The organism is Bacillus sp. FJAT-45066 (genome assembly GCF_002335755.1).
In the GTDB taxonomy this organism is placed as follows: Bacteria; Bacillota; Bacilli; order Bacillales; family Bacillaceae_I; genus Bacillus_CD; species Bacillus_CD alkalisoli.
Map to the genome: position 1 here is coordinate 1,924,306 of NZ_NISQ01000001.1, position 25,542 is coordinate 1,949,847.

The following is a 25,542-nucleotide window of genomic DNA, read 5'->3' on the forward strand; positions in this document are numbered from 1 at the left end:
AAGGTGCTATTTCTCATGGAATTTTTAGAAAAAAGTAATCTTTCTGCAACAAATTCATGGTTGAAACGTCTTAATACATATACCTTAATAAACACATAAAAAAACCAACTTAATTTACTAAGTCTCTAAGGAAAAGAATCAGAAGTTGTGTCATATACTTATGCTATAGAGAAGATATAATGGAGGTCAGTTTATGCGTAGATGGGCAAGACGTTTATTGTTGTTACTTTTCTTTGTTCCATTAGTAGCATGTCAACAACAAGTTTGTTTGATTTCTCCAGAAACAGATGTAACATTGATTGAGATTGTAAAATGGGACACTATGGAACATGTTGCGTATTTGGATGATCTTGCCTTAATTAGAAAGCTTATCAGAGAACTGGATAGTGCAGAAACACTATCTATTGCTACTCGGAACATCGCTGCACCAGAATATAAGTTATTATTTTTTCAACAAGAAACTAAATTGTATGAACTTGGTTACTATTTAGAAGTGATGAATATTGGGTTATCTGGAAGGTATTTGGATTACAATAGCGAGGGACTTTATGGAGTTACGATACGCTTAAATCTTCATTAAAAAGGAAAAGAGCAATCCCGCTACCGTCATCAGTACGGTTGGCACTAGGGATTGCTCTTACCTCATCTTGGGTCAGATGGTCGTATTACTATTGTTGCCAAGGGAATGTGTAAATATACGAGGAAAAATGGTTGGTAGTGAATTTATTGAGCTGATTTCTTTACGTTATCAGGAAATTTTTTGAAATATCCGTGAAATCTTTGAGATATCTTGATAAAACGTAATATATCCTCAAATTCCTTTATTTATTTGGAAAGATTGAAATATATTAGGTTTTACTGCAGTTTCACCCTACAATACTATTAAACGTTCCACCACTAAATAATTTAATTTTGTCATATCCTTTCACATCAGCCTTATAATAAACAACTTCTTGATTCCCAAAAGCCAACTTTATTTCATCTTCATTCCCTTCTATTAATAGAGCATTAGGATGAACATAATTTACAAAATTAAGAACATTTTTCGGCTTCTTATTGAAAAAAACAAGCCAACTAAAACGCTCTTCTATAAAATTAGTCTCTTCTATTAAAGACGTATTTATTGTTTGAAACTTCCCGTTATTAATATTCGCTATATCTTCCACAACCGCACTTGCTGTAGGGTACATTCCAGCTCCCGGTCCTTGAAATTGTACTTTCCCTGTTACATCTGATTCTATTGATACTATATTTTGTACACCTTCTGTCGCATAAAAAGGGTGCGATTCTGATACTAAGATGGGTTCTACGAGAAGTGTAACTTCACTGTTTTCTTGGAACAAAGTTACAACATGTTTAAATCGCAAGTTTAATGAAGTTGCAATATCTATTTGAGTCGAGGTGATAGAAGAAATTCCTTTTCTAACAACCGTTGTAGGATTCTTATGAAAGACTAGCTGACTTAATATTTTTCCTTTATAAAAAGCATCATAGCCTTCCACATCATTTGTTGGATCTGCTTCTGCATATCCTTTTTCTTGCGCTAACCTCAAAGCTTCCTCAAAAGATATTTTATCCTTTCTCATCTTTGTCAAAATATAATTGGTTGTGCCATTTAATATACCCTCAATCCGTTCAACCTTGTTTACTTGATATAGTTGACGTAGGACACCAATGACAGGAACTCCCCCAGCAACAGTTGCTTCAAATCCAACGGAAACATTTTTACTTGTCGCAAGTCTTACTAACTCTTCTCCGAAATGCGAAAACATTTCTTTGTTTGCAGTAACAAGATGGCAGCCTTTTTCAATAGCTCTTTTGCAATACGAAAAAGCAGGTTCTGTTCCTACGATTGCATCTACTACAATATGAAGGTCATCGATTTGTTCTATCTCACTAAAATTGTCAGTTAGCAGGATTTCTGAAGAAGGACAAACATGCTTATTTAAATGTTTTACTAATATTGCAACCACTTTAACTGGTTTCCCATAAATTTGATGCAACCTTACCTGATGTGTCTCGATTGTGTTATACACACCTTTTCCAACTGTTCCAAATCCGAGTAACGCCACGTTTATTGTGGACAATGTAACACTTCCTTTCCTATTGGCTGTGTAATAGACCGCTGTTGATTGCCGTGCAAGTCTTCGCTTTCCGCGGGCGGGCCGAAAGTCTCCGTCTTGCACGGCAACCAACAGCTAAAAAGTAGAAAATTGTAATAAAATTCATCACTAAGCTTTATAGCATCTTTCTATCACAAATTCTTTAATTTTCTCAGCCCATTTTTCGAATTCAACTAAGAATCCATCGTGTCCAAAGGTAGTCTGTACTAAGGTGTATTGACCTTTTTCAACCTCATTTACAGCCTCTTCTATCACAGAACTTGTATACAGTAAGTCGTTTGTAAAGGCAACGAAGCATACTTCCGATTTGATTTCTTTTAGTGCATTTTTCCAGCCATTTCTTCCTTCTCCAATATCAAACTCGTTCATCACTTCAAGTAATCTTAAGTAACTGTTTGCGTCAAACCTACTCGTAAACTTTTTCCCTTGGTAGGACAAATAAGAATCTACTTGGAATTGAGTATTTTCTTTCTTCTCTCGTCTAAATCGCTCATTAAAGAGAACATCCGAACGGTAAGTAACAAGACCAACCATTCTTGCAATCTCTAAGCCTTGTAACCTTTCTTCTTCCTCATATTCTCCGTTTTTCCAGGCAGGATCTAGCTTAATTGTCTTTTGGGCAATTTGATTGTAAGCAATAGCATAATCAGAAAAAAATGGAGTAACAGCCATTGGAACAAGTTTTTCAGCAAAATATGGATACAAAATTCCCCATTCTAAAACTTGCATTCCACCGAGGGAGCCCCCTACAATTGCTTTTACTTTATAAACACCTAACCTTTGTAGTGCCTTGTATTGAGATCGAACGATATCTCGAATCGTAATTTTGGGGAAAGTGGCTCTGAATTTTTCACCCGTAGTTAAGTTGATGGAAGTTGGGCCAGTAGAACCAGCACAACCTCCAATGACATTCATCGTAATTATTTGAAACTCATTTGTATCGATATATAGGTTTTCACCAATAAAGCCACTCCACCAACCAGGCTTTTTCTCTGATCCAACTGATAAATGGTTTCCTGATAAAGCATGGCAAACAATAATAACTTCTCCCTCTAAGTTCCCAACGTGCTCGTATGCAACTTCGACGTTTGACAAAATATCACCGCAATCAAGTTGTAAATCTCCAATGGAGACTTTACTAACTTCATAGTGTTTTTCATACGGTAACGTCACCTGAAACCGCTCCTCTCGCTGTTTCACTAGTCGCAACAAAAAGCGCTTGATCTAAATCATTTTCCAAATCGTGAATTCCTTCAATTCCAACAGAAAGACGAATTAAGTCTTCTGTTACTCCGGTTTTCTTTAAATCTTCTTGGCTAAGCTGTTGGTGTGTGGTGGATGCTGGATGAATAATTAACGACTTTGCGTCCCCAACGTTTGCAACATGTGACCATAGTTTAATAGAATCAATTAGCTTTTGACCCGCTTCACGTCCTCCTTTTATTCCAAAAATAACAATGGAGCCATAGCCGTTCGTTAAGTATTTTTTTGCTAAATGGTGTGATGGATGATTTTGTATTCCCGGATAAGAGACCCAAGTAACTCCAGAATGGCTACTCAAAAATTTTGCTAGTTTTTCTGCATTTTCATTATGTCGTTCCACTCTTAAGTGAAGTGTTTCAAGACCTTGTAATAATAAGAATGCGTTTTGTGGACTTAAACATGCACCGATGTCTCTAAGTAACTGCACTCTCAGTTTTACTGCATAAGCTACGTTCCCAAAAGTTTCGGCATAACATATTCCGTTATAACTATCATCTGGCTCAGTGAAACCTGGAAACTTCGAATTGTTCCAATCAAATGTTCCTCCATCCACTACAATGCCTCCAATTGTTGTTCCATGGCCACCAATCCATTTTGTTGCAGAGTGTACAACTATATCCGCTCCATGTTTTATCGGATTACAATTGTATGGGGACGCAAATGTATTATCTACAATGAGTGGAATGTTGTTCTCATGAGCAATTTTTGCAACCGCTTCTACATCTAAAACGTTCAAGCTCGGATTCCCAATTATTTCTCCAAATAAGGCTTTCGTTTTTGGCGTAATAGCGCTTCGGAAGTTTTCTGGATTTGTTGCATCAACAAATTTTACGTTAATTCCGTATTTAGGAAGCGTAACGGCAAATAAATTATATGTACCTCCGTAAAGGTTTGTATCGGCAATAATTTCGTCTCCTGCTTGTGCGATATTTAGTATAGAAAAAGCAATGGCTGACATTCCAGAACTAGTTGCTACAGCTGCAACTCCACCTTCTAATAAAGCAACCCTTTGTTCTAACACATCTACTGTTGGATTGCCGATACGGGTGTATATATTTCCGAACTCTTTTAAAGCAAATAAGTTTTGTGCATGCTCTGTATTGTTAAAGACATAAGAAGTAGTTTGGTAGATAGGTACTGCACGAGAACCTGTAGTTGAATCAGGTTGTTGCCCTCCGTGTAATAATAAAGTTTCTTTTGATAATGGTTGATTATTTTTTGTCATTAGTTATCCTCCTTGAGAAATAAAATAAAAAAACCGCTTCATAAGAAGAGGTTTGTGGGCTTCCTCCTCTTATCTTCCAGGCGCAATTGCCTGCAGGAATTAGCACCTTTCAAGTTAAAGATAACTTGAAGGTTGCCGGACATCATCGGGCCTGATCCCTCCGTCACTCTTGATAAGAGTTATTTAGTTGTTTAATTCGTTAATGCTTTAGATTGTAATAATATAGCGTATGGAAGGTTGTTGTGTTTTAGAACTAATTGGATAATATATTTATGCTACACTTTGTTGCTTTTTTGCTACACCTATACGATTTTATGCTACACTTCATAGTTTTTTTGCTTCAGCTGCTCGAACTTATGCTACACCTTGCACTTTTTTGCTACACCTACACAGACTTATGATACACTTCTCTACTTTTTTGCTACACCTCCTCGAATTTATGCTACACTACGCTATTTTTTTCCTTAAAAACAAAAAACCACTTCAATAAGAAGAGGTTTAGATTAACGTTACCGTTTCCTCTTCTTATCTTTCAGATGAAAATACATCTGCAGAATTTAGCACCTTTTCAATACTGAAGGTTGCCGGGTTTCATAGGGTCTGTCCCTCCACCGCTCTTAATAAGAAGTTTGGCTATTAAATTAAGATTCATATTAACAAGTTAATCTACTTATGTCAACTGTATTTTCTGAAAAGTCTAAATTCATTCTACTATCTTATGCTTAAAAGCATAAATAACAGCTTGGGTACGGTCTTGTACTTGCAGTTTAGCTAATATATTACTAACATGAACTTTCACTGTTTTTAAGGCGATGAATAGTTCGTCGGCCATTTCTTGATTTGTTTTTCCTTGTGCCATTAGTAGCAATATTTCCATTTCACGATTTGTTAGTTCTTCGTGTGGATGGTGCTCTTGCTTTGAACGCATTTTTTTCATCATTTTTCCCGCTACTTCAGGCTCTAGAATAGACTGACCGTGATATGTTTTGCGAACTGCTTCGGCAATTTCACTTGCTTTTGACGTTTTTAACATATAGCTTGTTGCACCAGCTTCAAGGGCTGGATACACCTTTTCATCATCTATGAAACTAGTCACTATGATTATTTTTGCTTCGGGCCAAGCTTCGATAATTCTACGTGTCGCTTCGATGCCGTCCATTTCTTTCATGACAAGGTCCATTAATATGATATCTGGTTTATGTTGGAGTGCTAAATCTACAGCTACCGTTCCGTCGTCTGCTTCTGCAATCACTTCAATATCTTGCTGAGCTGATAAATAAGCGGATACCCCGATTCGAACCATTTCATGGTCATCAACAAAAAGAACTTTAATCACCAACATCTTCCCCCTTTAAATCAAGCATTGGTACTTTTACTTCCAAGCGAGTACCGTTTCCTTTTACACTAACTATTTTCATGGTGCCGCCTATCTCCACTGCGCGTTCATGCATATTTTGAAGTCCGTATGACCCTGCGTTTGTTGTATCCACATCAAATCCAACACCATCATCAACTACCCGAAGAATAATCCAATCATCTCGTTGAATTAGTAAAACTTCTACTGATTGAGCTTTAGAGTGACGTAGAGTATTGGATAAAGATTCTTGTAATATACGGAATAAGTGATCTTCTACCCCTTTATCAATTTTGAAATCTTCAATTTTTTTAGTGATATTCATCGGTACTTTTTGCATTAATTCAAGCAGTAACTCTTCTGTACCTTCTTGAAGTGTTTTTCCTTTTAATGCAACTGGTCGAAGATGTAACAATAGTGCACGCATTTCAAGTTGTGAATGTTGAATCATTTCCTCTACTAACTTTAATTGCTTTGCCTCTCTATCGTTGGTTTCTCCTTTTGATTCGGTAATAGCAGACATTAGCATGGATGCACCGAATAATTGCTGACTAACTGAGTCATGTAATTCACGTGCTAGTCTGTTCCGTTCTTGTGATACTATTTCTTGCACTCTATTTTCAAAGTCAACTGCTTTTTCGTTCGCTAATTTTTGCGATAGCTTTGTTTGCTCTTTCATTTGTTTTTGTACAGTTTCCAGGGCGGATTGAATCGCTACTACTTCTTGTACAACGCTATCCTCCTTTTTAAATTCCAACGTATTTCCTTTAGAAAATGCTGTTAAAGGCTCTAGTATATTTGCAAACTGCTTTTTCCAAAAAAAACCAGAAATTAAACCAACTAAAAGACCTAGTAAAATACTAATTGATAAGGAAAATAGAATAAATGGAAGATCAAATACTTTCACATTCCATAACGATCTCCAATCTATTGATGGAAATGCAAAAATAAAGATGAGACCAAATATGATAAACGTATCAAAAGCAATAAGAGCGCCTAAAAAGATGTGACGTTGCAACACGGTCATGAACGTTTCACCTCAAGATTTCCGACATATAGGGAGGTGAAAATTTTCACTTTACTTGTTGCAACTTGATAGTTTTCGGTTTGATATTTTGCTGTAACGTTCACCAGACTCTTTTTTTCTTCGTTAAAGATAGTAGTTGTACCAACAATCGATGAGTGTTGAATACTAACTTCTACATCATATGGAAGGGAGACTTGGACATTTCCTACGATGTTACGAATAATAATGACCGCTTCGCCCTTTGGGAATACCGTATTACTTAAATCTATTGTTGTATCTCCAACTCCACATTGAATATTAATATCTTCCCACGTATAGCTATGATCTGGTGTCTTTTGGGTTCCAAACCACTTGTTACGGAAAAGATTCAATTTACCTTCCACTATTTGCTCTTTTGATGTTTCTACATTCGGTGTAATAATCGTTGGTGCTTGTTTAGATTGTGCTAGTTTAAAAATAAAATAAATAATAGTAGCTAGAATTAAGAACTTAAATGTCATCATTCCAGCAATAGCTAAAATAAGAGAAATAAGACCGATAATAAATATGACTTTTCCGATTAACCAGTGCCATTTTATTCGACCGAAGTATATAAATGCTGCTGAAAAAAGAAGGGTGAAAATAAGACCGCTGTCAAAGAAAGCAATTTCTAGTACAAATAGGAAAACTCCGATGATAATGATGTAACTTAAGTAATCTGTAATTGCTCGATTCAGCATAATGTCCCCTCCTTTACTTTATAAATGCGAAAAAAGGGGCAGGAGCACCCCATAGTCTATTATTAGAATAGCAGTTTTTAGGAAATTTGAGAATCTGTTTTGACTAGCTTTTGTTCTTTTTCTAGTTGAGCAATACGCGCATCAATTGTATTTTGTAGATAAGATGTGTTGACTTGGTGCTCAAGTCTTGTCATATAGTTATCCATATCGTCAAATTGAGCATCCGCACTGTTTATATCATTTGACTCTACTACTTTATTCATTTTGTAATTTGCTCGAGCTACGTTTTCTCTGCCCATTAGCTCCATACGTTTAATGTACATATCTTTTAATTTATGTTTCATCATTTCGTACTTTTGCTCTAAGTCTGATAGATCTTTCTTTATATTTTGTAATGATTGTTCTAGTTGTAGAGCACGGTCTTTATATTGCAGGCTTTCCCTTGTAGCAAATTCGGCTAGTTCGCTTTCTCCGGCATTTTCAGCAACCATCGCCTGATGGCTTCTTTTTTCCGCAAAGTGGTTTGCTTCTTTTAATTCTTTATGAAATTCATCTTTTAATACTTGTTGACGTTCGACTAGTTTTTGAACTTTTTCTACTTCTTTTTCGCAATCGCGTAGGTATTGATTTAAAAGGGCGATTGGATTTTTTTGTTCCTTTTTATCCAGTGCATCGTGAAAATCAGCTGCTATTGTGTTTTTTATTCTTGTAAATAAAGTTGTCATGTGTGTTCTCTCCTTTTATTTTTTTGTAAGGTGATAGACCGCTGTTGATTTCCGTGCAAGGCATCGCTTTCCGCGGGCGGGTCGGGAGCCTCCTCGACGCTTCGCGTCTGTGGGGTCTCCCGTCTCCCGCTTTTCCCGCAGGAGTCTCCGCCTTGCACGGAAATCAACAGCTGGATAGGTAAAAAAACATCAATTCTCAAAATCAAACCTACTTATTCATTAAATTCCATTGTTTTTCAAAGTTTGTGAATGGATCACTAGTTTCTTTTGTACTTGGGGGATTTGTTTCTTCTTTTGTTTGGTTCCACTTTTTGTAGACTAGGTATAGGACATAAGCTGCAACTAAGGCGATCACTGCTGGGACGTTTGAAATGGTGAAGGCGATGGCGATAAAGGCGATGATTCCCCATGCTATTTTGCTGCCTGTTGATTCTGTTTTTAGGAATTCCTTTACTGCGTAGTACGCAACAATTAAGCTAATTGCTAAACCGATAAGTGGACCAACGTTTCCTAGTAGTACAAAGAAGGCGATAAGGCCGATTAAAAACAAACCTATTTTTTTCATTTTTATTGCTCCTTTCATTTATTTTCTGGGGTTGGGTGAAGGAAACGATTATTTCATTTCCTTTTCATGTCTCTATCTTATCCTTTATAAATGATTGGAATAATGAGCCTGAGCTATATTTTATGATAGGACTTGGGGCTTATGGAGGGTAAGTCTTTATAGCACAAACGTAAAAAAGCTATTCAATTCTTCAATCTGGATTGAACAGCTTCATACTTTTAATCGTTATATACCTTATATAACCACCCACTCATGTAAAACTTTCCTCTTTTTGAGTAGAACTCATAGTTATAGGTATACTTTTCTATATTTTCTTGGCCGTCACGTGTTTCTTTTACTGTAATTTCGGCTGTATAAATGAACCTACTATAGCGACGCTCGAATTTGATTTCTTTTATTTCTAATAATTCTAAGTTATTTTTGCTAGTATATCTGTTTTCACCATATACATTTTTGGTTATTTTTTCAAATTCTTCTTCGGTCAACTCTTCATCATGCAATTCATGTTGCATTTCAATAAGTTGTACCGCACGATTTTTCAAAAAATTTTCTGTATAAAAATATGGTGCCATTAGGTTGTGAGCTATAAAAAACATAATGAGAAAAGTTAAGACTATTTTAATAGAAAAACTTTTATTCTTAGTTGATAGATAGTCACTCACTTTATAAGCGAATACATAGGATATGACGAAAATAGCAATGATTGCTAGTATGGAAATAAAAATAGTCAAAATTGTATATAGACCCTCGAATTTAGATAAAATTAATCCCAATGGATAGAAAATATATCCATCAAACGTACCGCTCACCAGTTTAAACCCTAAATAGATGAAAAGAATTGACAACAAGAATACTAATATTTTATCCGTCACTACTTCTTTCGTACTAATTATTTTCTCATACATTTTTTGTTTTCTTTTTTTGTTTATAGTAGGTTTAGGGATTGATTTTAATTTTTCATCTAACTTTTTAAACTTATTCTCCATCTTCAATTCCTCCTAACCTTACTAATAAAGCCTGTTTGGCACGAAAATGAGTGGAGCGAACTTTTGCAGCGGACCAACCTAATACCTCGGCGGTTTCTTCTACCGAAAGCTCTTTCACTCCTCTCATTATTAGTACTTCTTGATAGGCATCATTTAATGTATGTATTGCTGCAATTACCTCTTTGTGCTCCTCAGATAAAAAGTAATGCTTCTCAGGGGTTAAATCAGTACTACTTTGTTTCTCATTACTTTTACTCTCAAATAAAATCATATACTTCCACTTTTCTCGTTTTTTCTTTCTTAACTCATCGATGGCTACATTTCTTGCTATAGAATATAGCCACGTTTTCGGGCTTGAATCTCCTTTAAATCGCTTAATTCCTCTAAAAGCTTTTATAAAAACTTCTTGCACATGATCTTCTACGTCTGTTGAACTTAATCTATATAATAAAAATTGATAGATGTCGTCACTGTATTCTTGAAACCAATCTGAAATTTGTTGTTCGTTAGACATCTTAACCACCACTTTCGTTTTCCCTTATATACTTAGACGAACAACACTTGCCTTTATCGCACATTTTATATAATTTAATTAATTTTTTACCTGAACAGCAAAAAAAGAGAAGAGACATTTCATCTCTTCTCTTTCCTATTTACATATCATATGCATATTTTTTATTTATTTTCTTTGCGATGCCCTCTAAGAAAGCTTCAACTGTTGTTTTTTCTACTTTTCTTGTATACCAAGCAAGTTTTACTCCTTTGTTCTCACCATTATAATTTACTTCTAACGGCCAGAACTTGTTTGTGGAGCGAGTATAGTCAAAATGTACATAGAGTTGATGACCTTCCGGGCACTCTAACACCGCTTTGTAGATAGGATTCTTTCCTTCCTTACTGAGCTTAACTTTTTTGATTTTTGCAAGCATGATGTGTTTCCTCCTGTACTTCTTTTTTCCAGAGGCTTAGGGATAAGTAATAAAAAAGAGTACTACTTTCCACATTTGAAAATAGTCCTCTTTAGTAATGTCAGTTTTTTCTCTTTATAGTATACCACATCTTGGCAAAATAACCAAGGAAGTTAATTTTTTACATTTCATCTACCACTTTGTAAGTCGCTTTTATTGGTCCATGAACTCCTACGACTAAATTTAATTCAATATCTGCAGAATTACTCGGACCGTAATAAAGTTAATACATAATGCAATTTCTTTAATTTTCTATTTAATTTTAAAAAACCAAGCAAGTTATAAACAGCTTGGTTTCGGTATGACCTGAGAGGGATTCGAACCCCCGACCCCTACCCTGTCAAGGTAGTGTTCTCCCACTGAACTATCAAGTCGCAATATTGTTAACTATAACTTCATTATAGTACAACACTTCTCATATTAGCAACATTCTGTCATTTAATCCATTACCTTTATTTTTGTGAAACTTTGGCAAAACTAAACTTACAAGGATATGAAAGGAGATTTTAGATGACAAACAATCACGATACACTCTTACTTTACAGTAAACGTAACGTAATATCTGGAATTTTGTTCGGATTAGGATTAGTTGCATTTATTGATGAAACATTATTCCACCAACTGCTACACTGGCACCACTTTTATGATAAATCCACACGGGAGATTGGATTAGTTTCGGATGGCTTATTTCATGCATTTAGCTTTTTTGCCACCATTGGGGGATTGTTTATGCTCGCAGACTTAAAAAGGAGAAATGCTTTTAGGAAAAAGCGTTGGTGGGGTGCCGTAATATTTGGAACGGGTGCATTCCAGCTTTACGATGGTATCATTCAACATAAAATAATGCGCATCCATCAAATTCGATACGTAGAAAACGTAATTATATACGATATCGTATGGAATGTAATCGCCATTGCTATGATAATCGTTGGTGCTATCCTTATTTATCGTACAAATTACAACAAAAATAGTGAGAATATAGCCAATGAACAGTAACTTACATCTGCATCATTTAGATCACACTTTTACGACTTATACTCAAGTAATATTGGCTATTCCATTTTTCTTAGCTTTCATAGGCTATTTTCTTGCCGTAATCATTTCTAATTCAAAACATAAACGGTGGCCTTACAAACGACTTACTTTTTTTGTTCTTGGATCTCTGAGTGCTCTAGTTGCAGTTGTTGGACCAGTCTCGCAACGAAGTCACTCCGATTTTGTCTACCACATGGTCGGGCACTTATTACTAGGTATGCTGGCACCATTATTAATCGCTCTTTCTACACCAATAAAGCTGTTGCTACGAACACTTTCTGTCGATAAGGCCCGAAAACTCACATCTTTCTTAAAAAGTAGGATTTGTAAGTTTTATACAGACCCTGTGGTGACGAGTATTTTGAATGTTGGTGGTCTATGGTTCCTTTACACGACAGATTTGTTTTACATGATGCATCAAAGTGTAGTACTTTACGTAGCAATCCATTTGCACGTATTTTTAGCTGGATATTTATTTACCATATCCATGATTTACATAGATCCGATTATGCATAGAAGATCATTTTATTATCGATCACTTGTGTTCATTTTCGCTCTTGCTGGTCATGGCATTTTATCCAAGCATATATATGCACATCCACCAGTTGGCGTAGCGCAAATTCAAACAGAAAACGGTGCCATACTTATGTATTATTTAGGTGACCTTATTGATGCAATGATTATATTTATTCTCTGTCTTCAATGGTACAATTCAACACGACCAAGGTCGATTATACAAAATAATAAGCTAGGAGTTTAACTACATTAAAACCCTAGCTTTTCTTTCCTATTATCTGAACACGGTTTACAAATGTGCTTATGTGTAGTTGTTTGTCCGCAATAGAGGCATTGCTTTTTCCCTTTTTTCCAAAAAAGGAGCATTGATAAAAAAACAGACATATTTCCCTCCAAAATTATCTGTGTCATCCCTTACTTACTTATCATATTCTATATGTATCCACAAATTCAACAATATTCTAATATTTTCGACAATAATTTTATTTTTCGACACTTGCATAAAGAACGCGTGTTCGCATATAATAATAGCAGGAGGTGATGATCGTGAAAAAGTTATTAGAAAAATATTTTTATCACAATATTCCTATTGAAATGATTTACGAAGCTCGTAATGGGGAATTAACTCAAAGAGCAGTACGTATTATTCATATTGGAGACACACACCTTATTGGCTTTTGTTATCTAAGAAAAACAAAACGGACATTTAAGATAGAAAATATTTTATCTTGTCAACGCTTGAAAGAAAAAAGTTTCACGTTATGTAATAACAACTTTTGCCTATAGCCAAATCCCTCTCCAATATGTTAACCTGTAAAGAAACACTTTTGAACATGACACTACATCATAGGAGGGATTGAAGTGAGAAACGTAACTTTATCGGATATTTTTTTACATGGAATTACCCAAAAATACTTGCAACGTTCAGGAATTGCACATGCTGTTGCAGTGACCGAGGAAGCCTTTCATTTAGCATTCAAATATAACGTAAATATAGATTTGGCAACAAAAGCAGCTCTTTTACATGATATCGGTCATTATGAATGGTATCGTAACGGGAAGTGGGATTATGATTTATATCGTGAAAATGATATTCATGCGATTAAAGGTGCAGAGCGTGCACATAAATTGCTCATTCGCTTAGGTGAAAACTCACAAGCAGCAAAAGAAATATCAGTTGCCATACTTTTGCATACAGATTCGTATTTGCCTGAAGCACAAATTAAACGAACTCCATTACAAAAAGTAGTGAAGCATGCTGATGAAGCTGATGAGCAAAAAGGCGGAATGCATCACTATAAAAAGATGGACAAATCTACTGCCCTTGAAAAACTTCAAAAATTAGATCAACTCATTGATGTTTATCTTCCAACACGAGAAGCAAATTCCCAAAACTTATCATCTTTCTAAACATAAATAAAAGAGGTCCTATTAACCTCTTTCATTTACATACTTATGAAATCGCTTACGATTATATTTTATAACTATAATAATCATACCCACTAACTTTCCTAAATCCAACACCTTCATATAAACCAAGCGCATTTTCATTTTTCACATCTACATCTAATCGGATTAACTTACTATTTCTCATTCTAATATGCTCTACTGTTTCTCGTAATATTTTTCTCCCTAATCCTTGTCCCCTTTTGGACTTCGCCACAGTAAATGCACTAATATAGTACGATTGTTTTTCATCTGAAACGGTCAAAGTTGCATAAACTTCATTTTCTTCATCTTTAACAACAAATAAATCGTATCCGCTTTTATTTAAGTTACGCCTTATTAACGGTTTTACACTTTCAGGGTCCCCACCAAAATCGAAGCCATCTAGCAATAAGGACGTGACAATATCAATATCTTCCGCTTCAGCTTTCAACAATGTTATTTCAGACTCTCCAAGTATAGGAACATATTCTTTTAGTTCCATCGTGTATTCGGAAAAACTGTAAGGTGCATCTAGTTTTTTCATTAACCCTTTTGCAGCATTTGATCTACTAGGACATACAAATAAGATTTCTTTAGCGTTTCTTTCTTTACAAATAGTTAGCCCTGAATTTAACATGGTTGAAAAAATCTTTTTTTGTCTGAAATCAGGGTGCACCATTCCTGCGATTTCAATTTTTTCACTATCAATAAAAGAGTACAAACCTAGAAAACTTACCAATCTTAAATTCTCATATCCTAAAATAAAATATAAATGTTTTTCTTCTGCATTTTCCAACATCGAAACGTTTATACTTGATGCAATCTCCACTTTGTCGAAGCTTTCACATCGCTCGAGTAAATGAATAACATCTTTAAATTGTTCATTATTTAAGTTGTGAGTTTGTTCAAATAGAATATTCAAGTTACATACCTCTAATAAGCTTTTTCATTGTGATAATAGTTCCAATATGTAATCCTTCATGATACATAGTTCTTGGTAATACTTCTCCTACTGTACTCATTTCAAGCTCTGTAACCTTCAAAAGTTTTTCACTTAATCTATTTGAAAATGTTTCTCTTATCTTGTTTGTCTGTTCTTTTAATAAGGATAATAATTCAGAATACGTTGGTGTTTCATTTGAAAAGTGATCAGGAGTAGTTCCATAGCCAAAATATTTCTCTAAGTAATCGTAAGGCATCTCTTCTTCTAACTGGAAATATATCCACATATATTGATCTAATAAAATATGTCCCATATTCCAATGGATATTATTTCTAAATCCTTTTGGTATTAATTCCGATTCTTCCTCTGTTACATCTTCTAATACAAATAATAAATCTTCTCTAAATGAAACTAGCTGATTAAATAATACCTTTTCGCTTACCATAAATTCTCCCCCAAATAAAAAACACTCAATAATATGAGTGTTTCTACAAATAATATAATATTCCTTCTATTTGTTTCCCTTTATTCTCTTAATACCTTCTTCAATTAACTCCACTTCCAAATCAGTTCCACTATAACTTTCTCGCGCAAATCCATCCTTGTCTATAAGATACATTGCGGTAGTATGTGTAAATTGATTACTACCTTCAATCTTTGCAGCTGGAACTAAAAAAGAAATGTTAGCAAATCGTTCAATTTCTTGTTGCGTATAGCCAGTAACAAAATCCCAATTTGAAAAGTCGGCATCAAATAAATTACCATACTCTATAAGCTTATCAGGCGTATCATACTCAGGATCAATACTAAAAGATACTATTCTCACATCTTCCAAACCAACTTCTTTCAGATGACGTTGCACTCGTGCCATATTAGCAGTCATCGGAGGACAAACCGTATCACAGTTTGTAAAGATAAAGTTTGCTAACCAAACCTCCCCTTTAAGTTCACCTGTTTGAAATGTAGTCCCCTGTTCATTTACACCTTCAAGCTCTCTTACTTCAAACTTCATATTAAAAATATCATCTAAGTTTATATCTTCTTTTTGTTGGCAAGCTGTTAACAATACTAGTAAAAGAAATAGTCCCCATTTTTTCTTCATTACATATCCTCCCACAAAAGAGGTGTCAAAGGCTATTATAGCCTGACACCTTTTTGTTGTGTTAACGATTCACAAAACTAGTATCAATAAAGTTTGCGAAATCTGGTTTTTCTGTTAAGAACTTAAGGTCGAATGAAGAGTTTGCAAATTCTTGAACAACCTCTGCATCTACTTCATATGTGAAACGAATACGTTCCCATGCACTATCAACGATTTCACGTGATAATTCATGATTTGTCGTTTCTTTAATAGATTTAATTGCAATTTCTTTTGCTTCTTCTGGATTTTCTTCAATGAATTTTACAGATTGAAGATGTGCTTCCATTAACTTTTCTACAAGATGTTGTTTTTCATTAATTAATTTTCCGCTTGTAACAAAAATCGTGTTCGGTAATGTTTCACCGTAAGAGATTTCATTACTATCTACAATGATGTTAGCTCCAAATTCAATGGATAATACAGACGCCCATGGCTCAGGGACCGCTGCTGCTTGAACACGACCAGTTTCAAACATTCCACCGTATTGAGCAGGGTTCCCAGTTACATGTTGCATCGAACCACCAATACGAGAAGAAGTTAGGCCGAAATCTTTTAAGAAAGTTTCCATCTGAACATCATGTGTACACCCAATTCCAGGTGTAATAAATGTAGCTCCATCTAAACCTTCAATAGAAGTAATTCCACTTTCTTTACTTGCAATTATAACAGTACCACCTGATGAAGCACCTGCAATTACTTTTACGTCTGCTCCACTTGCATAGTTGTTCATCGCTGGTCCTGGTCCTACTAATCCACCATGAATTTCGCCAGTTTTTAACGCTGACATAAATGCTCCACCGTCAGGGAATGTTTTGTATTCAACAATTACATCTTCCCCCAATGCCTTTTCATACATTTCTTTTTCTTTTGCTACCATTGCAGGTACGTGATCTATATTAGGAAAGTACCCAATGATAATTTTTTCTTTTCCATCTCCACTAGAGCCACAACCAGCTAAAACCCCAAGTGAAATTAACAATACAATACTAAGCTGAATCAACCTTTTTCTCATCTCTTATTCTCCTTTTCTACTCTATTGGTCTAAGCCCCAACGACGAGCAACATTTTTCTCGATTCGTTGGAAAAATAAAAAGTCAACAATTGTACCAATAACACAAATGATAATAATAATACCGAATACTAAGTCCATTTTTGAAAACTCAGCTGCATATTTAAGGGAATACCCTAATCCAGGACCCATACTTAATAATTCAGCGGCCATTAACGCACGCCATGCAAATGCCCAAGCAAGTCTAATACCTGTTACTGCATAAGGGACAGATGCAGGTAAAATTACTTTCCAAAACATTTCAAAGCTAGATACTCCCATTGTCGAAGCTGCTTTTATATAGAGAGGAGGAACGTTTTTAATTCCTGTTCTCATATTAATCGTCATTACTAAAGTACCACCAAGTGTAACGATAAACGTGATTGCTGTTTCGCTAAAACCAAACCATGTAATTGCAAGTGGTAACCAAACAATACTCGGAACACTTTGTAAGGCAAGAACAAGTGAACCAACTGTTTCATCAGCCGTTTTGGACTTTGCAAACCAAATACCAAGAACGGTACCAATCAAAATGGAAAGGCCCAATCCAATTAATAGCCGTTGGAAACTTGCTGCTAAAGCGTGAACTAATGTCATGTCTCTAAAACCTATATAAATAGCAGGAAAAACATCTGTTGGCTTAGGCATAATGTAAGGTGGCCAACCAATCATTAACACGGCGATTTCCCATACTACGAATAACGAGACGAAAAAAATGACTCGTTTCATCCATGTTTTCATATTTTTAACTCCTCTTGAACAACCTTTTCGATTTCTTTTTGTAATAAACTACTAATCTCGCCTTCTAAATTCACGACACGTTCGTTTGTTCGTAAGCGTGGGCGATCTATATCTACTTTAATATTTGCAATGATGGAACCTGGTCTAGTACCCATTACTAAAATTCGATCGGATAGCTTAATAGATTCATAAATACTATGTGTAACAAACAAAATTGTTTTTTTCGTTTCTAACCAAATTGTTTCTAATTCCTGTTGCATTCGCAATCTTGTTTGTTCATCTAATGCTCCAAAAGGTTCATCCATTAATAAGACGGTTGGGTCCATTGCTAATGCTCTTGCAATTGATACCCTTTGTTGCATACCTCCTGATAATTCATGAGGGTACTGATTTAAGTTTGAGCTAAGCTGGACCATTTTTAAAAAGTGGTGTGCTCTCTCCACTTTCTCCTCTTTGTTTTTGCTATCTCGAACAGCGAATAGTACGTTTTCTTCTACAGACATCCAAGGGAAAAGTGCTGCTTGTTGGAAAACCATTCCACGATCTTTTCCTGGTTTCGTTATAACCGAGTCTTGTAATCGGATTTCTCCAGTAGTTGGTTTTGTTAATCCTGCTACTATAGAAAGTAACGTTGATTTACCACATCCTGAAGGACCTAATATAGAGACAAACTCCCCTTCTTCTATTGTTACATCAATCGGAGAAAGAACGGTTTGTATTTTTCCTTGATTTTCAAATTGCTTCGTTATATTAGAAAGTTGTAAAAACAACTGGAACACCCACCCTTCATTTAATTCATATATGTTTAATCGGAATTATAAATTATATTATATACGATATGTCGCATACGTCAATATATTGACAATTAATCAGATTATTTTTTCTTTCAGTTTGATACAGGCCACCAAGACCTTTTCACCTCAGTTTTTAGTAGGAAAACGGTCTTGAGAACGTTTCCCATGACCCTCTTCCCCTCAATTTCAATGGTAAAGGGTCTTGAGCAATACCGCCAAGACCCTTCTCACCTAATACACAAAGTAAAACTGTCATAGGCACGCACGAAACCGCCCTCAGAAAGCTAGTATCTGCAGTGAACATCAACTATTAACAATAGAATTAAATCCCATAGAAATTTGCTTAATATTCTTACAAAATCGCCTACTCTTCATTTTGAAATTAATTATGATATGATAGCAGTAAAGCGCTGCCAAAGTTAACTTTTCAGCTAGGAGGAAATAAAAAGTGGAAAATATAAAAGGACAAATCGAAGAAAGAATTTTATATAGCGATGCATTAAAAGAAGACATGACTTTAATGATCTATAAGCCAGCTAACTACTCACCCTTATATAAATATCATGTATTAATTGCTCAAGATGGCCAAGATTATTTTTCAATGGGGCGAATTGCAAGTTTAGCTGATGAGTTATTAGGAAATAAAGAAATACAAAATATTATTATCATTGGCGTTCCTTATAAAGATGTGCAAGACCGCAAAGAAAAGTATCATCCTAAAGGCTCTAAACATAAAGGATATTTACGATTTTTAGGTCATGAGTTAACTTCCTATTTAGACAAAGAATTTCCTACTTATCAAATGGGAATGGGACGCGGTTTAATTGGAGACTCTTTAGCAGGTACTGTTTCTTTATTAGCTGCACTGCACTACCCTAATACATTTGGAAATGTCATTTTACAATCGCCTTACGTGAATAACTACGTGTTAGATAAAGTGGGGGAATTTAACGAAACACATCTTTTAACGATGTACCATGTTATTGGTACAGAAGAAACAGACGTTAAGACCACGGATGGAAAGACGAAAGATTTTGTCATTCCAAATAGAGATTTACATAAGTTAATGAAGGAAAAGAACTTTACAGTATCCTATGAGGAATTTGAAGGTGACCATACATGGACATATTGGCAACCTGACTTGCGTAAAGCACTTAAAGTAATATATCGCTGATTACTCTGCATCATTTTCGAATGTTCTGATATCTTCGCTACCTTTTTTTCATTAATTAAGCTAAAATAATATTAAATAGGTAGGAAATTAATTATTTCCTTCGAATTATTAAAAGAGCAAGTTTCATAATGTACGATTACAATACGAAAAACAAATACTAAGTTTATTATCAGGAGGGATACACATGAAATATGGAATCGCTATTTTTCCATCAAAAAAATTACAAGATTTTGCCAACTCATACAGAAAGCGATATGACCCTCATTTTGCTTTAATACCACCACATGTAACGGTTAAAAATACGTTTGAAATTGCGGAGGATGACATGAAGTCTGTTACGGAACAACTTCATGCTATTACGAAGAATATTGCACCATTTACTTTGTCTATCTCGAAAGTTAGTTCTTTTTCACCGGTAAACAATGTTATCTATTTAAAAGTAGAGCCTCATGTAGAGTTGTTAGAATTACATGAAAAATTGCATGAGGGTGAAGGGTATTTCACAGACAACCGTGAGTATGCGTTCGTTCCACACATTACAATTGGCCAAAAGTTATCAGATGATGAACATTCCGATGTATTAGGTGCATTAAAAATGTCAGATATTCAGCATGAAGAAACGGTAGACAGAGTTCACCTTCTATACCAATTAGAAGACGGAATGTGGACAGTTTATGAGACTTTCCGCTTTGGAAAGGACTGCTAATACATTGAATGTACAATTAGTTTCAACCGAAGAGCAGTTAGAAGATGCATATAAAGTTAGGAAAATTGTATTTGTGGAAGAACAAGAGGTCCCTTTAGAAGAGGAAATTGATGAGTTTGAAAATACGGCTACTCACTTCGTATTATATGATGGTGAGGAACCGGTTGGAGCAGGAAGGTTTCGCGTTGTTGATGGTTATGGAAAAGTGGAGCGGATTTGCGTTCTTCCTACTCACCGAACAAGTCGAGGATCTGGAAGGCTAATTATGAGTGCCATTGAGAATTTTGCTGTGGACCAAGGTGTGAAGAAATTAAAGCTTAATGCACAGACACATGCCGAAGGGTTTTACGCTAAACTAGGGTATGAGACGGTATCAGATATATTCATGGATGCAGGCATCCCACACGTAACGATGGTAAAAGAAGTTTGAAATATTACTAAAATGGGACAAGGTCAAAATGGCTTTGTCTCTTTTTACATGAGATTAAAGACTTCTTTTTAATAAAGATGTGTTATAAATCTGATTTCGTATACCTTTCTAGCTTGATTTCCGTGCAAGGCAAAGACTACTACGGGAGAAGCGGGAAGCGAAGACTTGCGAGAGAACCAACAGTAGTATTTAACAGATACTTTCATAAATAAGAGCTTATTGCACATCCTAATTAGATAGAACTCTTTGAAAGTAGGCTGTTTTATCATGATGGACTTTGTGCGAATTGCGACCGAACTCTTCATAGGATTTGTAGCATTATTTGCAATGACACAATTGTTAGGTAAAACACAAATTACCCAAATCACTCCCTTCGACTTCATATCTGCTCTCGTTTTAGGCGAGTTAGTTGGGAATGCCTTATATGATCAAGAAGTTGGAGTAGATAAAATCGTTTTTTCCCTTACTTTATGGGGTATTTTAATATTCGTCATGGAAACAATAACTCAAAAGTGGAAAAGCACTCGAAGCTTTTTAGAGGGAAGGCCATCTATTGTTATACATAAAGGAAACATAAATATGAAAGAGTTAAAAAAATCAAAATTAGACATTTATCAATTGCAACATTTATTGCGTTCAAAAGGGGCCTTTTCTATGAAAGAAGTAGAATACGCCATACTTGAAACGGACGGCTCTGTTAGTGTATTAAAGAAACAACCTTATGCTTCTCCTACAAACGAAGAGTTAAAGATAGCTCCTAAAAAGACTAGGCTACCAGTTTCTATTATTTCTGATGGTGAAATTCTAGTTGATAATCTTCAAGAATTTCATTTAACAGAGCAATGGCTGCTGCTAGAATTAAAAAAACAAGGCTTTCATACCCCATCTGACATTGTTTATGCAGAATGGCAAGAAGGAGAGCCTATATTTTTGATGCCTTATGCTAAAGGAGAAACGAAGAGTTGATTATTTTTCACGATTAACTCCACTCTATCCTTTGAAATTAACAAGGTTACATATGCTGTAATCGCAGTTCTAAACAACATAAAAGATGGAACAGACTTAATTTCAATCTTTCGGTACTTACAAGCATTTTCTACAAGGTTCTCTAATGTCATTCCTACCTTGTTTCCAAAAATAATATCTGTTATTTCTTCTAGTACCTTTTCATGGAAATGTATATTAGCCTTTACAGTTTTATTAAAATTCTCTTCGTATTCTCCATGTCCTGGGAAAGCACCAGCACATTCTATGGTAAGAAGTTTATGTAAAGTTGCTAACGTTGCTCCTCCATCTACTATGTAAGGGATATTATGTTTTTCTAAAGTCTCTTCACTAAAATAACTATCTGATGCAAAAAAAATTCCATCAAAAATAAGCCCATATTGATTATAACTATGTCCTGGTAAACTAAGTACTTGAACTGGAATTTCATCAATCTGAAGGACTCCATCCCCCTCCAAGGAAACAACTTCATCTACTCGAATAGGTTTTCCCTCAATAAACTTGTTACGCCACTCATTCATTGGGTATGTACCGTGAAATAAGTACAGTGGCTCAAGCATAGGATTACGCAATATTGCTTCTTCAAAAACTGGAGCATATGTATAAACATCGTATTTTTTTTGCAAATGTGCCGCTCCACCGTAATGATCTGCGTGTGCATGAGAAATAAACAAATGGGTAATAGGAGCTCCTAGACTTTCCAATTGTTTTATCACTTTTTTCATCGTTTGGTCATCAAGGCCAGCATCGAAAATAAGCCCTGTTTTATCAGATATTCTCGCATATCCGATGTTAACAGAGCCCTTAAAGTATCCAACTTTTCCGGTTACATTAATCCATTCCATAAAAGCACTCCTCACAAATAGAATCTTATTAAATAGATTCGTTGAACAGCCTTCCTTTTCCTGTTATTTCAGCTAATAAACTATCGTCCCATGTATGATTTTCTTTTTGATTTTGTTTTCTTTTTTTCGGTACGTACATATTATTTCGTTGCATTTCTTGCCATGTGTATTGGGAGTCTACGCGATGAAAAACTGGTTTCATGACCGGATCTAGTGTAATCGTTTCCTTTTCATGAAGCGTCGTTCTGTTTGCATATTGACGATACGTGTCCATTTGAATAGGTAATACATAACCCATATAAATCGCCTCCTCTTTTTATTATTGTTCCCTATTTTTACTAAAGAAAAACTTATACAGAGTTAGTATATTCCTTTTAGTATATGTGTTAAGATGAGTTAGATTGACTGTTTTAAAGGGGTATACATAAATGAAAAATGCAATTTGGAATGGTAAACTTGTGTCACTTGAGAATAGTGCACGTGACCGCTATCAACATTTATATGACGCTGGCGTTCGAAATGAATTAGCCTGTGGTAAATGTAGTAAACAAGTAAAGCTATATTTAGGAATACAAAAAGCACCATATTTTTACCATGCTAATAAAATCGATGACGAGTGTAACGAGCTAGCTATTACAACGGGAGAAACTCGCGAAAACATAGAAAGCACAACTTATACAGCCAGAGATGGATTTAAAATACCTAAAAGTAGAGCAATCCACGATAACAATGATCATGACAGCAACGACTGGAAATTATCTAAACCTGTATCTTCCTTGCCTATCTTTTTAAAAGAATATTCGAATAACAAGGACAAAATGGAAGGGTACTTTGAAAAGCTTTCCAAGCAAAATATTCATTTAGACATATCTCAGCAAGAGGCAGTTCGAACAGTGGATGGCCCTCTATTAGTTTTAGCTGGAGCGGGTAGTGGAAAAACACGAGTATTGACTAGTCGAGTAGCATATATGATTGAAGAAAAAAATATTGATCCACGTTCTATTATGCTCGTTACTTTTACAGCAAAAGCTGCACAAGAAATGAAAGAAAGACTTAAAAAAATATTCAAGTATCAATCTTCTTTATTAAATTCCTTTGTTACTGGTACTTTTCATAGCATTTTTTATCGAATACTATCTCATCAGGATCCAGCTAGATGGAATAGTAACAATCTATTAAAATGGGATTGGCAAAAGGAGCAATTTTTAAAACAAGCTGGCAGGAAGTATGACCTAGATGAAAAAGATTTTCCTTTTGATCAAGCCATTCAATTAATTGGCCTATGGAAAAATAGTATGAAGCAACCAGAAGCAATAACCCCTACTTCTAAGTTAGAAGAACAAATCCTTACTTTATATAAAGAATATGAACAGTGGAAAGCGAATAGTCATCATTTTGATTTTGATGACATGTTAATTGGTTGTTATGAACTCCTAAAGAATAATGAAGCACTACTAAAAAAATATCAAAACCGGTTCCGTTATTTTTTAATTGATGAGTTTCAAGACATAAATAAAGTTCAATACGAAACGATGAAGTTATTAGCTGTAGAAAAGAACATTTGTGTAGTTGGAGATGATGATCAGTCCATATATGCTTTTCGAGGGAGTGACCCGTCTTTCATATTAAATTTTCATCATGATTTTAAAAACACAAATGTTGTAACACTATCGGAAAATTATCGTTCCACCCATACTATTGTTGCATTCGCTAATAAAATTATTGAGCAAAATAAGCAGCGTAAAGCAAAGAGAATGGGAGCGCAGTTTGATAACACAACTTCTCCTCACTATTTCTTTCCATTCAATGAAGAGGAAGAAGCAACGATGATTGTGCATGACTTAAAGGAAAAAATTGAACAAGGTGCATCACCAAATGATTTTGCAATCCTATATCGTACACATAGTATGGCTAGAGCAGTTTTTGAACGGCTATCACAATCAGGGCTTCCTTTTTCGATTGATCAAGACTATGAAAGTTTTTATAATCGTAGAATTGTAAAAAGCATGATTGCTTTTCTTAAGTTAAGTACAGATCCAAATGACGTCAAGGCGTTTGCAAACATTTTTCCAGCGCTTTTCTTAAAACAGTCTGCTTTGCAAGATGCAAAAGCAACTTCCATTTTAGAAGATTGTTCTTTGGTTGAAACTTTATCTAAACTTCCAAACTTACAACCGTTTCAAGTGAAAAAAATAAAAAAAATCGTTCCATTATTCCTTTCATTGAGCAATTGTTCACCTACAGTTGCACTAGAGATTATAGAAAAGGATATGGGATTTTCGGATTATGTAAAAAAGCGTGGCAGTGAAGGAAATATGATGGAAAAAGGTTCGGATGATATTAGTGATTTAAAAGTGGTTGCTAAAAAATTTTCTACGGTAAATGCATTCCTTGAACATGTGGATGATATGCTTGCAAAGACAGATGAAATGAAAAGATTAAGCAAGCATTATGAAAACTCTATACAGTTATCTACTATTCATCGGACAAAGGGATTAGAGTATAATTACGTATACCTTCTAGGAGTTGTAGATGGTGGGCTTCCTCATGACTATGCTCTAGAGTCATTTCGAAATGGCGAACTTTCTCCACTTGAGGAGGAGCGCAGACTATTATATGTAGCGGTAACTCGCGCAAAAGTAGGGTTGTATTTATCCATACTAGACACTCGTCGCGGGAAGCAAGTATATGTTTCGAGATTTCTAAAAGATAGCAAAATGTTTGTATAAAGAAAAGGCAGCGCTAGAAACAGCACTGCCTTCTTATAATAAAGAATTTAAT

At 35.2% G+C, this 25,542-nt stretch carries 29 protein-coding genes, 1 tRNA gene, 1 pseudogene and 2 riboswitches; of the genes and pseudogenes, 10 read left to right on the forward strand and 21 right to left on the reverse strand.

Going from position 1 to position 25,542, the window contains the following annotated elements; genetic code table 11:
* Positions 1–193 precede the first annotated feature (193 nt).
* Positions 194–580 carry a hypothetical protein gene (locus CDZ92_RS09780; protein ID WP_096155060.1) on the forward strand — a complete coding sequence of 129 codons (387 nt, stop codon included), beginning with the start codon at positions 194–196 and terminating at the stop codon, positions 578–580.
* 286 nt (positions 581–866) lie between these two features.
* On the opposite strand, the gene CDZ92_RS09785 is transcribed toward CDZ92_RS09780, so the two are convergent.
* The 13 genes and pseudogenes from CDZ92_RS09785 to CDZ92_RS09845 form a co-directional block, all read right to left on the reverse strand.
* Entirely contained in the window at positions 867–2,087 is a 1,221-nt protein-coding gene (locus CDZ92_RS09785) for a homoserine dehydrogenase (RefSeq protein WP_096155061.1), read from the reverse strand.
* Between the two features lie 144 nt (positions 2,088–2,231).
* Positions 2,232–3,296: a homoserine O-acetyltransferase MetX gene (gene metX / locus CDZ92_RS09790; RefSeq protein WP_096155062.1), complete on the reverse strand. Its 1,065-nt coding sequence runs from the start codon at positions 3,294–3,296 to the stop codon at positions 2,232–2,234.
* Positions 3,280–4,611 (reverse strand): O-acetylhomoserine aminocarboxypropyltransferase/cysteine synthase family protein, encoded by a 1,332-nt coding sequence (locus tag CDZ92_RS09795; protein WP_096155063.1) that lies wholly within the window; start codon positions 4,609–4,611, stop codon positions 3,280–3,282. Before CDZ92_RS09795 ends, metX begins: the two co-directional genes overlap by 17 nt.
* A gap of 66 nt (positions 4,612–4,677) precedes the next feature.
* Positions 4,678–4,790, reverse strand: a riboswitch (SAM riboswitch).
* 343 nt (positions 4,791–5,133) lie between these two features.
* Positions 5,134–5,238: riboswitch (SAM riboswitch) on the reverse strand.
* Between the two features lie 76 nt (positions 5,239–5,314).
* Positions 5,315–5,947 carry a response regulator transcription factor gene (locus CDZ92_RS09800; RefSeq protein WP_096155064.1) on the reverse strand — a complete coding sequence of 211 codons (633 nt, stop codon included), beginning with the start codon at positions 5,945–5,947 and terminating at the stop codon, positions 5,315–5,317.
* On the reverse strand, positions 5,940–6,992 hold the full coding sequence (locus CDZ92_RS09805; RefSeq protein WP_096155065.1) for a sensor histidine kinase: 1,053 nt from the start codon (positions 6,990–6,992) through the stop codon (positions 5,940–5,942). Before CDZ92_RS09805 ends, CDZ92_RS09800 begins: the two co-directional genes overlap by 8 nt.
* Positions 6,989–7,711, reverse strand: coding sequence for a cell wall-active antibiotics response protein LiaF (gene liaF, locus CDZ92_RS09810; protein WP_096155066.1), 723 nt, complete (start codon positions 7,709–7,711; stop codon positions 6,989–6,991). Before liaF ends, CDZ92_RS09805 begins: the two co-directional genes overlap by 4 nt.
* Before the next feature lie 77 nt (positions 7,712–7,788).
* Positions 7,789–8,436: a PspA/IM30 family protein gene (locus CDZ92_RS09815; RefSeq protein WP_096155067.1), complete on the reverse strand. Its 648-nt coding sequence runs from the start codon at positions 8,434–8,436 to the stop codon at positions 7,789–7,791.
* A gap of 208 nt (positions 8,437–8,644) precedes the next feature.
* Positions 8,645–9,001, reverse strand: a complete 357-nt coding sequence (locus CDZ92_RS09820) for a lmo0954 family membrane protein (protein WP_096155068.1) — start codon at positions 8,999–9,001, stop codon at positions 8,645–8,647.
* Between the two features lie 218 nt (positions 9,002–9,219).
* On the reverse strand, positions 9,220–9,987 hold the full coding sequence (locus CDZ92_RS09825; protein WP_096155069.1) for a hypothetical protein: 768 nt from the start codon (positions 9,985–9,987) through the stop codon (positions 9,220–9,222).
* Positions 9,977–10,501, reverse strand: coding sequence for an RNA polymerase sigma factor (locus tag CDZ92_RS09830; protein WP_096155070.1), 525 nt, complete (start codon positions 10,499–10,501; stop codon positions 9,977–9,979). The genes CDZ92_RS09825 and CDZ92_RS09830 overlap by 11 nt, the downstream gene beginning before the upstream one ends.
* A gap of 139 nt (positions 10,502–10,640) precedes the next feature.
* Positions 10,641–10,916 carry a hypothetical protein gene (locus CDZ92_RS09835; RefSeq protein ID WP_096155071.1) on the reverse strand — a complete coding sequence of 92 codons (276 nt, stop codon included), beginning with the start codon at positions 10,914–10,916 and terminating at the stop codon, positions 10,641–10,643.
* 160 nt (positions 10,917–11,076) lie between these two features.
* A pseudogene (locus tag CDZ92_RS09840) lies at positions 11,077–11,201 on the reverse strand (LUD domain-containing protein); the annotation flags it as partial.
* A gap of 56 nt (positions 11,202–11,257) precedes the next feature.
* A tRNA-Val gene (locus CDZ92_RS09845) sits at positions 11,258–11,329 on the reverse strand.
* A gap of 136 nt (positions 11,330–11,465) precedes the next feature.
* Here CDZ92_RS09845 and CDZ92_RS09850 point away from each other — a divergent pair.
* The 4 genes from CDZ92_RS09850 to CDZ92_RS09865 all read left to right on the forward strand — a co-directional run bounded on the left by CDZ92_RS09850 (position 11,466) and on the right by CDZ92_RS09865 (position 13,916).
* Positions 11,466–11,951, forward strand: a complete 486-nt coding sequence (locus CDZ92_RS09850) for a DUF2243 domain-containing protein (protein WP_096155072.1) — start codon at positions 11,466–11,468, stop codon at positions 11,949–11,951.
* On the forward strand, positions 11,941–12,750 hold the full coding sequence (locus CDZ92_RS09855) for a cytochrome c oxidase assembly protein (protein WP_096155073.1): 810 nt from the start codon (positions 11,941–11,943) through the stop codon (positions 12,748–12,750). The genes CDZ92_RS09850 and CDZ92_RS09855 overlap by 11 nt, the downstream gene beginning before the upstream one ends.
* A gap of 302 nt (positions 12,751–13,052) precedes the next feature.
* Positions 13,053–13,292: a hypothetical protein gene (locus tag CDZ92_RS09860; RefSeq protein ID WP_227521510.1), complete on the forward strand. Its 240-nt coding sequence runs from the start codon at positions 13,053–13,055 to the stop codon at positions 13,290–13,292.
* A 75-nt stretch (positions 13,293–13,367) separates the two neighbouring features.
* Positions 13,368–13,916 carry an HD domain-containing protein gene (locus tag CDZ92_RS09865; RefSeq protein ID WP_096155075.1) on the forward strand — a complete coding sequence of 183 codons (549 nt, stop codon included), beginning with the start codon at positions 13,368–13,370 and terminating at the stop codon, positions 13,914–13,916.
* Positions 13,917–13,977: 61 nt separating this feature from the next.
* On the opposite strand, the gene CDZ92_RS09870 is transcribed toward CDZ92_RS09865, so the two are convergent.
* The 6 genes from CDZ92_RS09870 to CDZ92_RS09895 all read right to left on the reverse strand — a co-directional run bounded on the left by CDZ92_RS09870 (position 13,978) and on the right by CDZ92_RS09895 (position 18,577).
* Positions 13,978–14,856: a GNAT family N-acetyltransferase gene (locus CDZ92_RS09870; protein ID WP_096155076.1), complete on the reverse strand. Its 879-nt coding sequence runs from the start codon at positions 14,854–14,856 to the stop codon at positions 13,978–13,980.
* Position 14,857: 1 nt separating this feature from the next.
* The gene (locus CDZ92_RS09875) at positions 14,858–15,322 is read right to left on the reverse strand and encodes a DinB family protein (RefSeq protein ID WP_096155077.1); all 465 of its coding nucleotides are present in this window, start codon (positions 15,320–15,322) and stop codon (positions 14,858–14,860) included.
* A 66-nt stretch (positions 15,323–15,388) separates the two neighbouring features.
* Complete coding sequence (locus CDZ92_RS09880) at positions 15,389–15,979, reverse strand: SCO family protein (protein ID WP_096155078.1); 591 nt, start codon at positions 15,977–15,979, stop codon at positions 15,389–15,391.
* A gap of 61 nt (positions 15,980–16,040) precedes the next feature.
* On the reverse strand, positions 16,041–17,030 hold the full coding sequence (locus CDZ92_RS09885) for an aliphatic sulfonate ABC transporter substrate-binding protein (RefSeq protein ID WP_096155079.1): 990 nt from the start codon (positions 17,028–17,030) through the stop codon (positions 16,041–16,043).
* A 21-nt stretch (positions 17,031–17,051) separates the two neighbouring features.
* Positions 17,052–17,807 carry an ABC transporter permease gene (locus CDZ92_RS09890; protein ID WP_096155080.1) on the reverse strand — a complete coding sequence of 252 codons (756 nt, stop codon included), beginning with the start codon at positions 17,805–17,807 and terminating at the stop codon, positions 17,052–17,054.
* Positions 17,804–18,577 carry an ABC transporter ATP-binding protein gene (locus CDZ92_RS09895; RefSeq protein WP_096155081.1) on the reverse strand — a complete coding sequence of 258 codons (774 nt, stop codon included), beginning with the start codon at positions 18,575–18,577 and terminating at the stop codon, positions 17,804–17,806. Before CDZ92_RS09895 ends, CDZ92_RS09890 begins: the two co-directional genes overlap by 4 nt.
* A 472-nt stretch (positions 18,578–19,049) precedes the next feature.
* Between CDZ92_RS09895 and CDZ92_RS09900 the strand changes: the two genes are divergently transcribed.
* The 4 genes from CDZ92_RS09900 to CDZ92_RS09915 all read left to right on the forward strand — a co-directional run bounded on the left by CDZ92_RS09900 (position 19,050) and on the right by CDZ92_RS09915 (position 21,877).
* A complete protein-coding gene (locus CDZ92_RS09900) occupies positions 19,050–19,775 on the forward strand; it encodes an alpha/beta hydrolase (RefSeq protein WP_096155082.1) in 726 nt (241 codons plus the stop codon).
* Positions 19,776–19,959: 184 nt separating this feature from the next.
* Positions 19,960–20,481: a YjcG family protein gene (locus CDZ92_RS09905; RefSeq protein WP_096155083.1), complete on the forward strand. Its 522-nt coding sequence runs from the start codon at positions 19,960–19,962 to the stop codon at positions 20,479–20,481.
* A complete protein-coding gene (locus tag CDZ92_RS09910; RefSeq protein ID WP_096155084.1) occupies positions 20,450–20,911 on the forward strand; it encodes a GNAT family N-acetyltransferase in 462 nt (153 codons plus the stop codon). Before CDZ92_RS09905 ends, CDZ92_RS09910 begins: the two co-directional genes overlap by 32 nt.
* Before the next feature lie 267 nt (positions 20,912–21,178).
* Positions 21,179–21,877, forward strand: a complete 699-nt coding sequence (locus CDZ92_RS09915; protein WP_096155085.1) for a DUF421 domain-containing protein — start codon at positions 21,179–21,181, stop codon at positions 21,875–21,877.
* Here the strand turns inward: CDZ92_RS09915 and CDZ92_RS09920 are convergent.
* Both CDZ92_RS09920 and CDZ92_RS09925 read right to left on the reverse strand, forming a co-directional pair.
* Positions 21,850–22,761: an MBL fold metallo-hydrolase gene (locus CDZ92_RS09920; RefSeq protein WP_096155086.1), complete on the reverse strand. Its 912-nt coding sequence runs from the start codon at positions 22,759–22,761 to the stop codon at positions 21,850–21,852. The two genes, CDZ92_RS09915 and CDZ92_RS09920, sit on opposite strands and share 28 nt — an antisense overlap.
* Before the next feature lie 28 nt (positions 22,762–22,789).
* Positions 22,790–23,059 carry a hypothetical protein gene (locus CDZ92_RS09925; RefSeq protein WP_096155087.1) on the reverse strand — a complete coding sequence of 90 codons (270 nt, stop codon included), beginning with the start codon at positions 23,057–23,059 and terminating at the stop codon, positions 22,790–22,792.
* A 130-nt stretch (positions 23,060–23,189) separates the two neighbouring features.
* Here CDZ92_RS09925 and CDZ92_RS09930 point away from each other — a divergent pair, with 130 nt between their 5' ends.
* On the forward strand, positions 23,190–25,490 hold the full coding sequence (locus CDZ92_RS09930) for an ATP-dependent helicase (protein ID WP_096155088.1): 2,301 nt from the start codon (positions 23,190–23,192) through the stop codon (positions 25,488–25,490).
* Positions 25,491–25,542 lie beyond the last annotated feature (52 nt).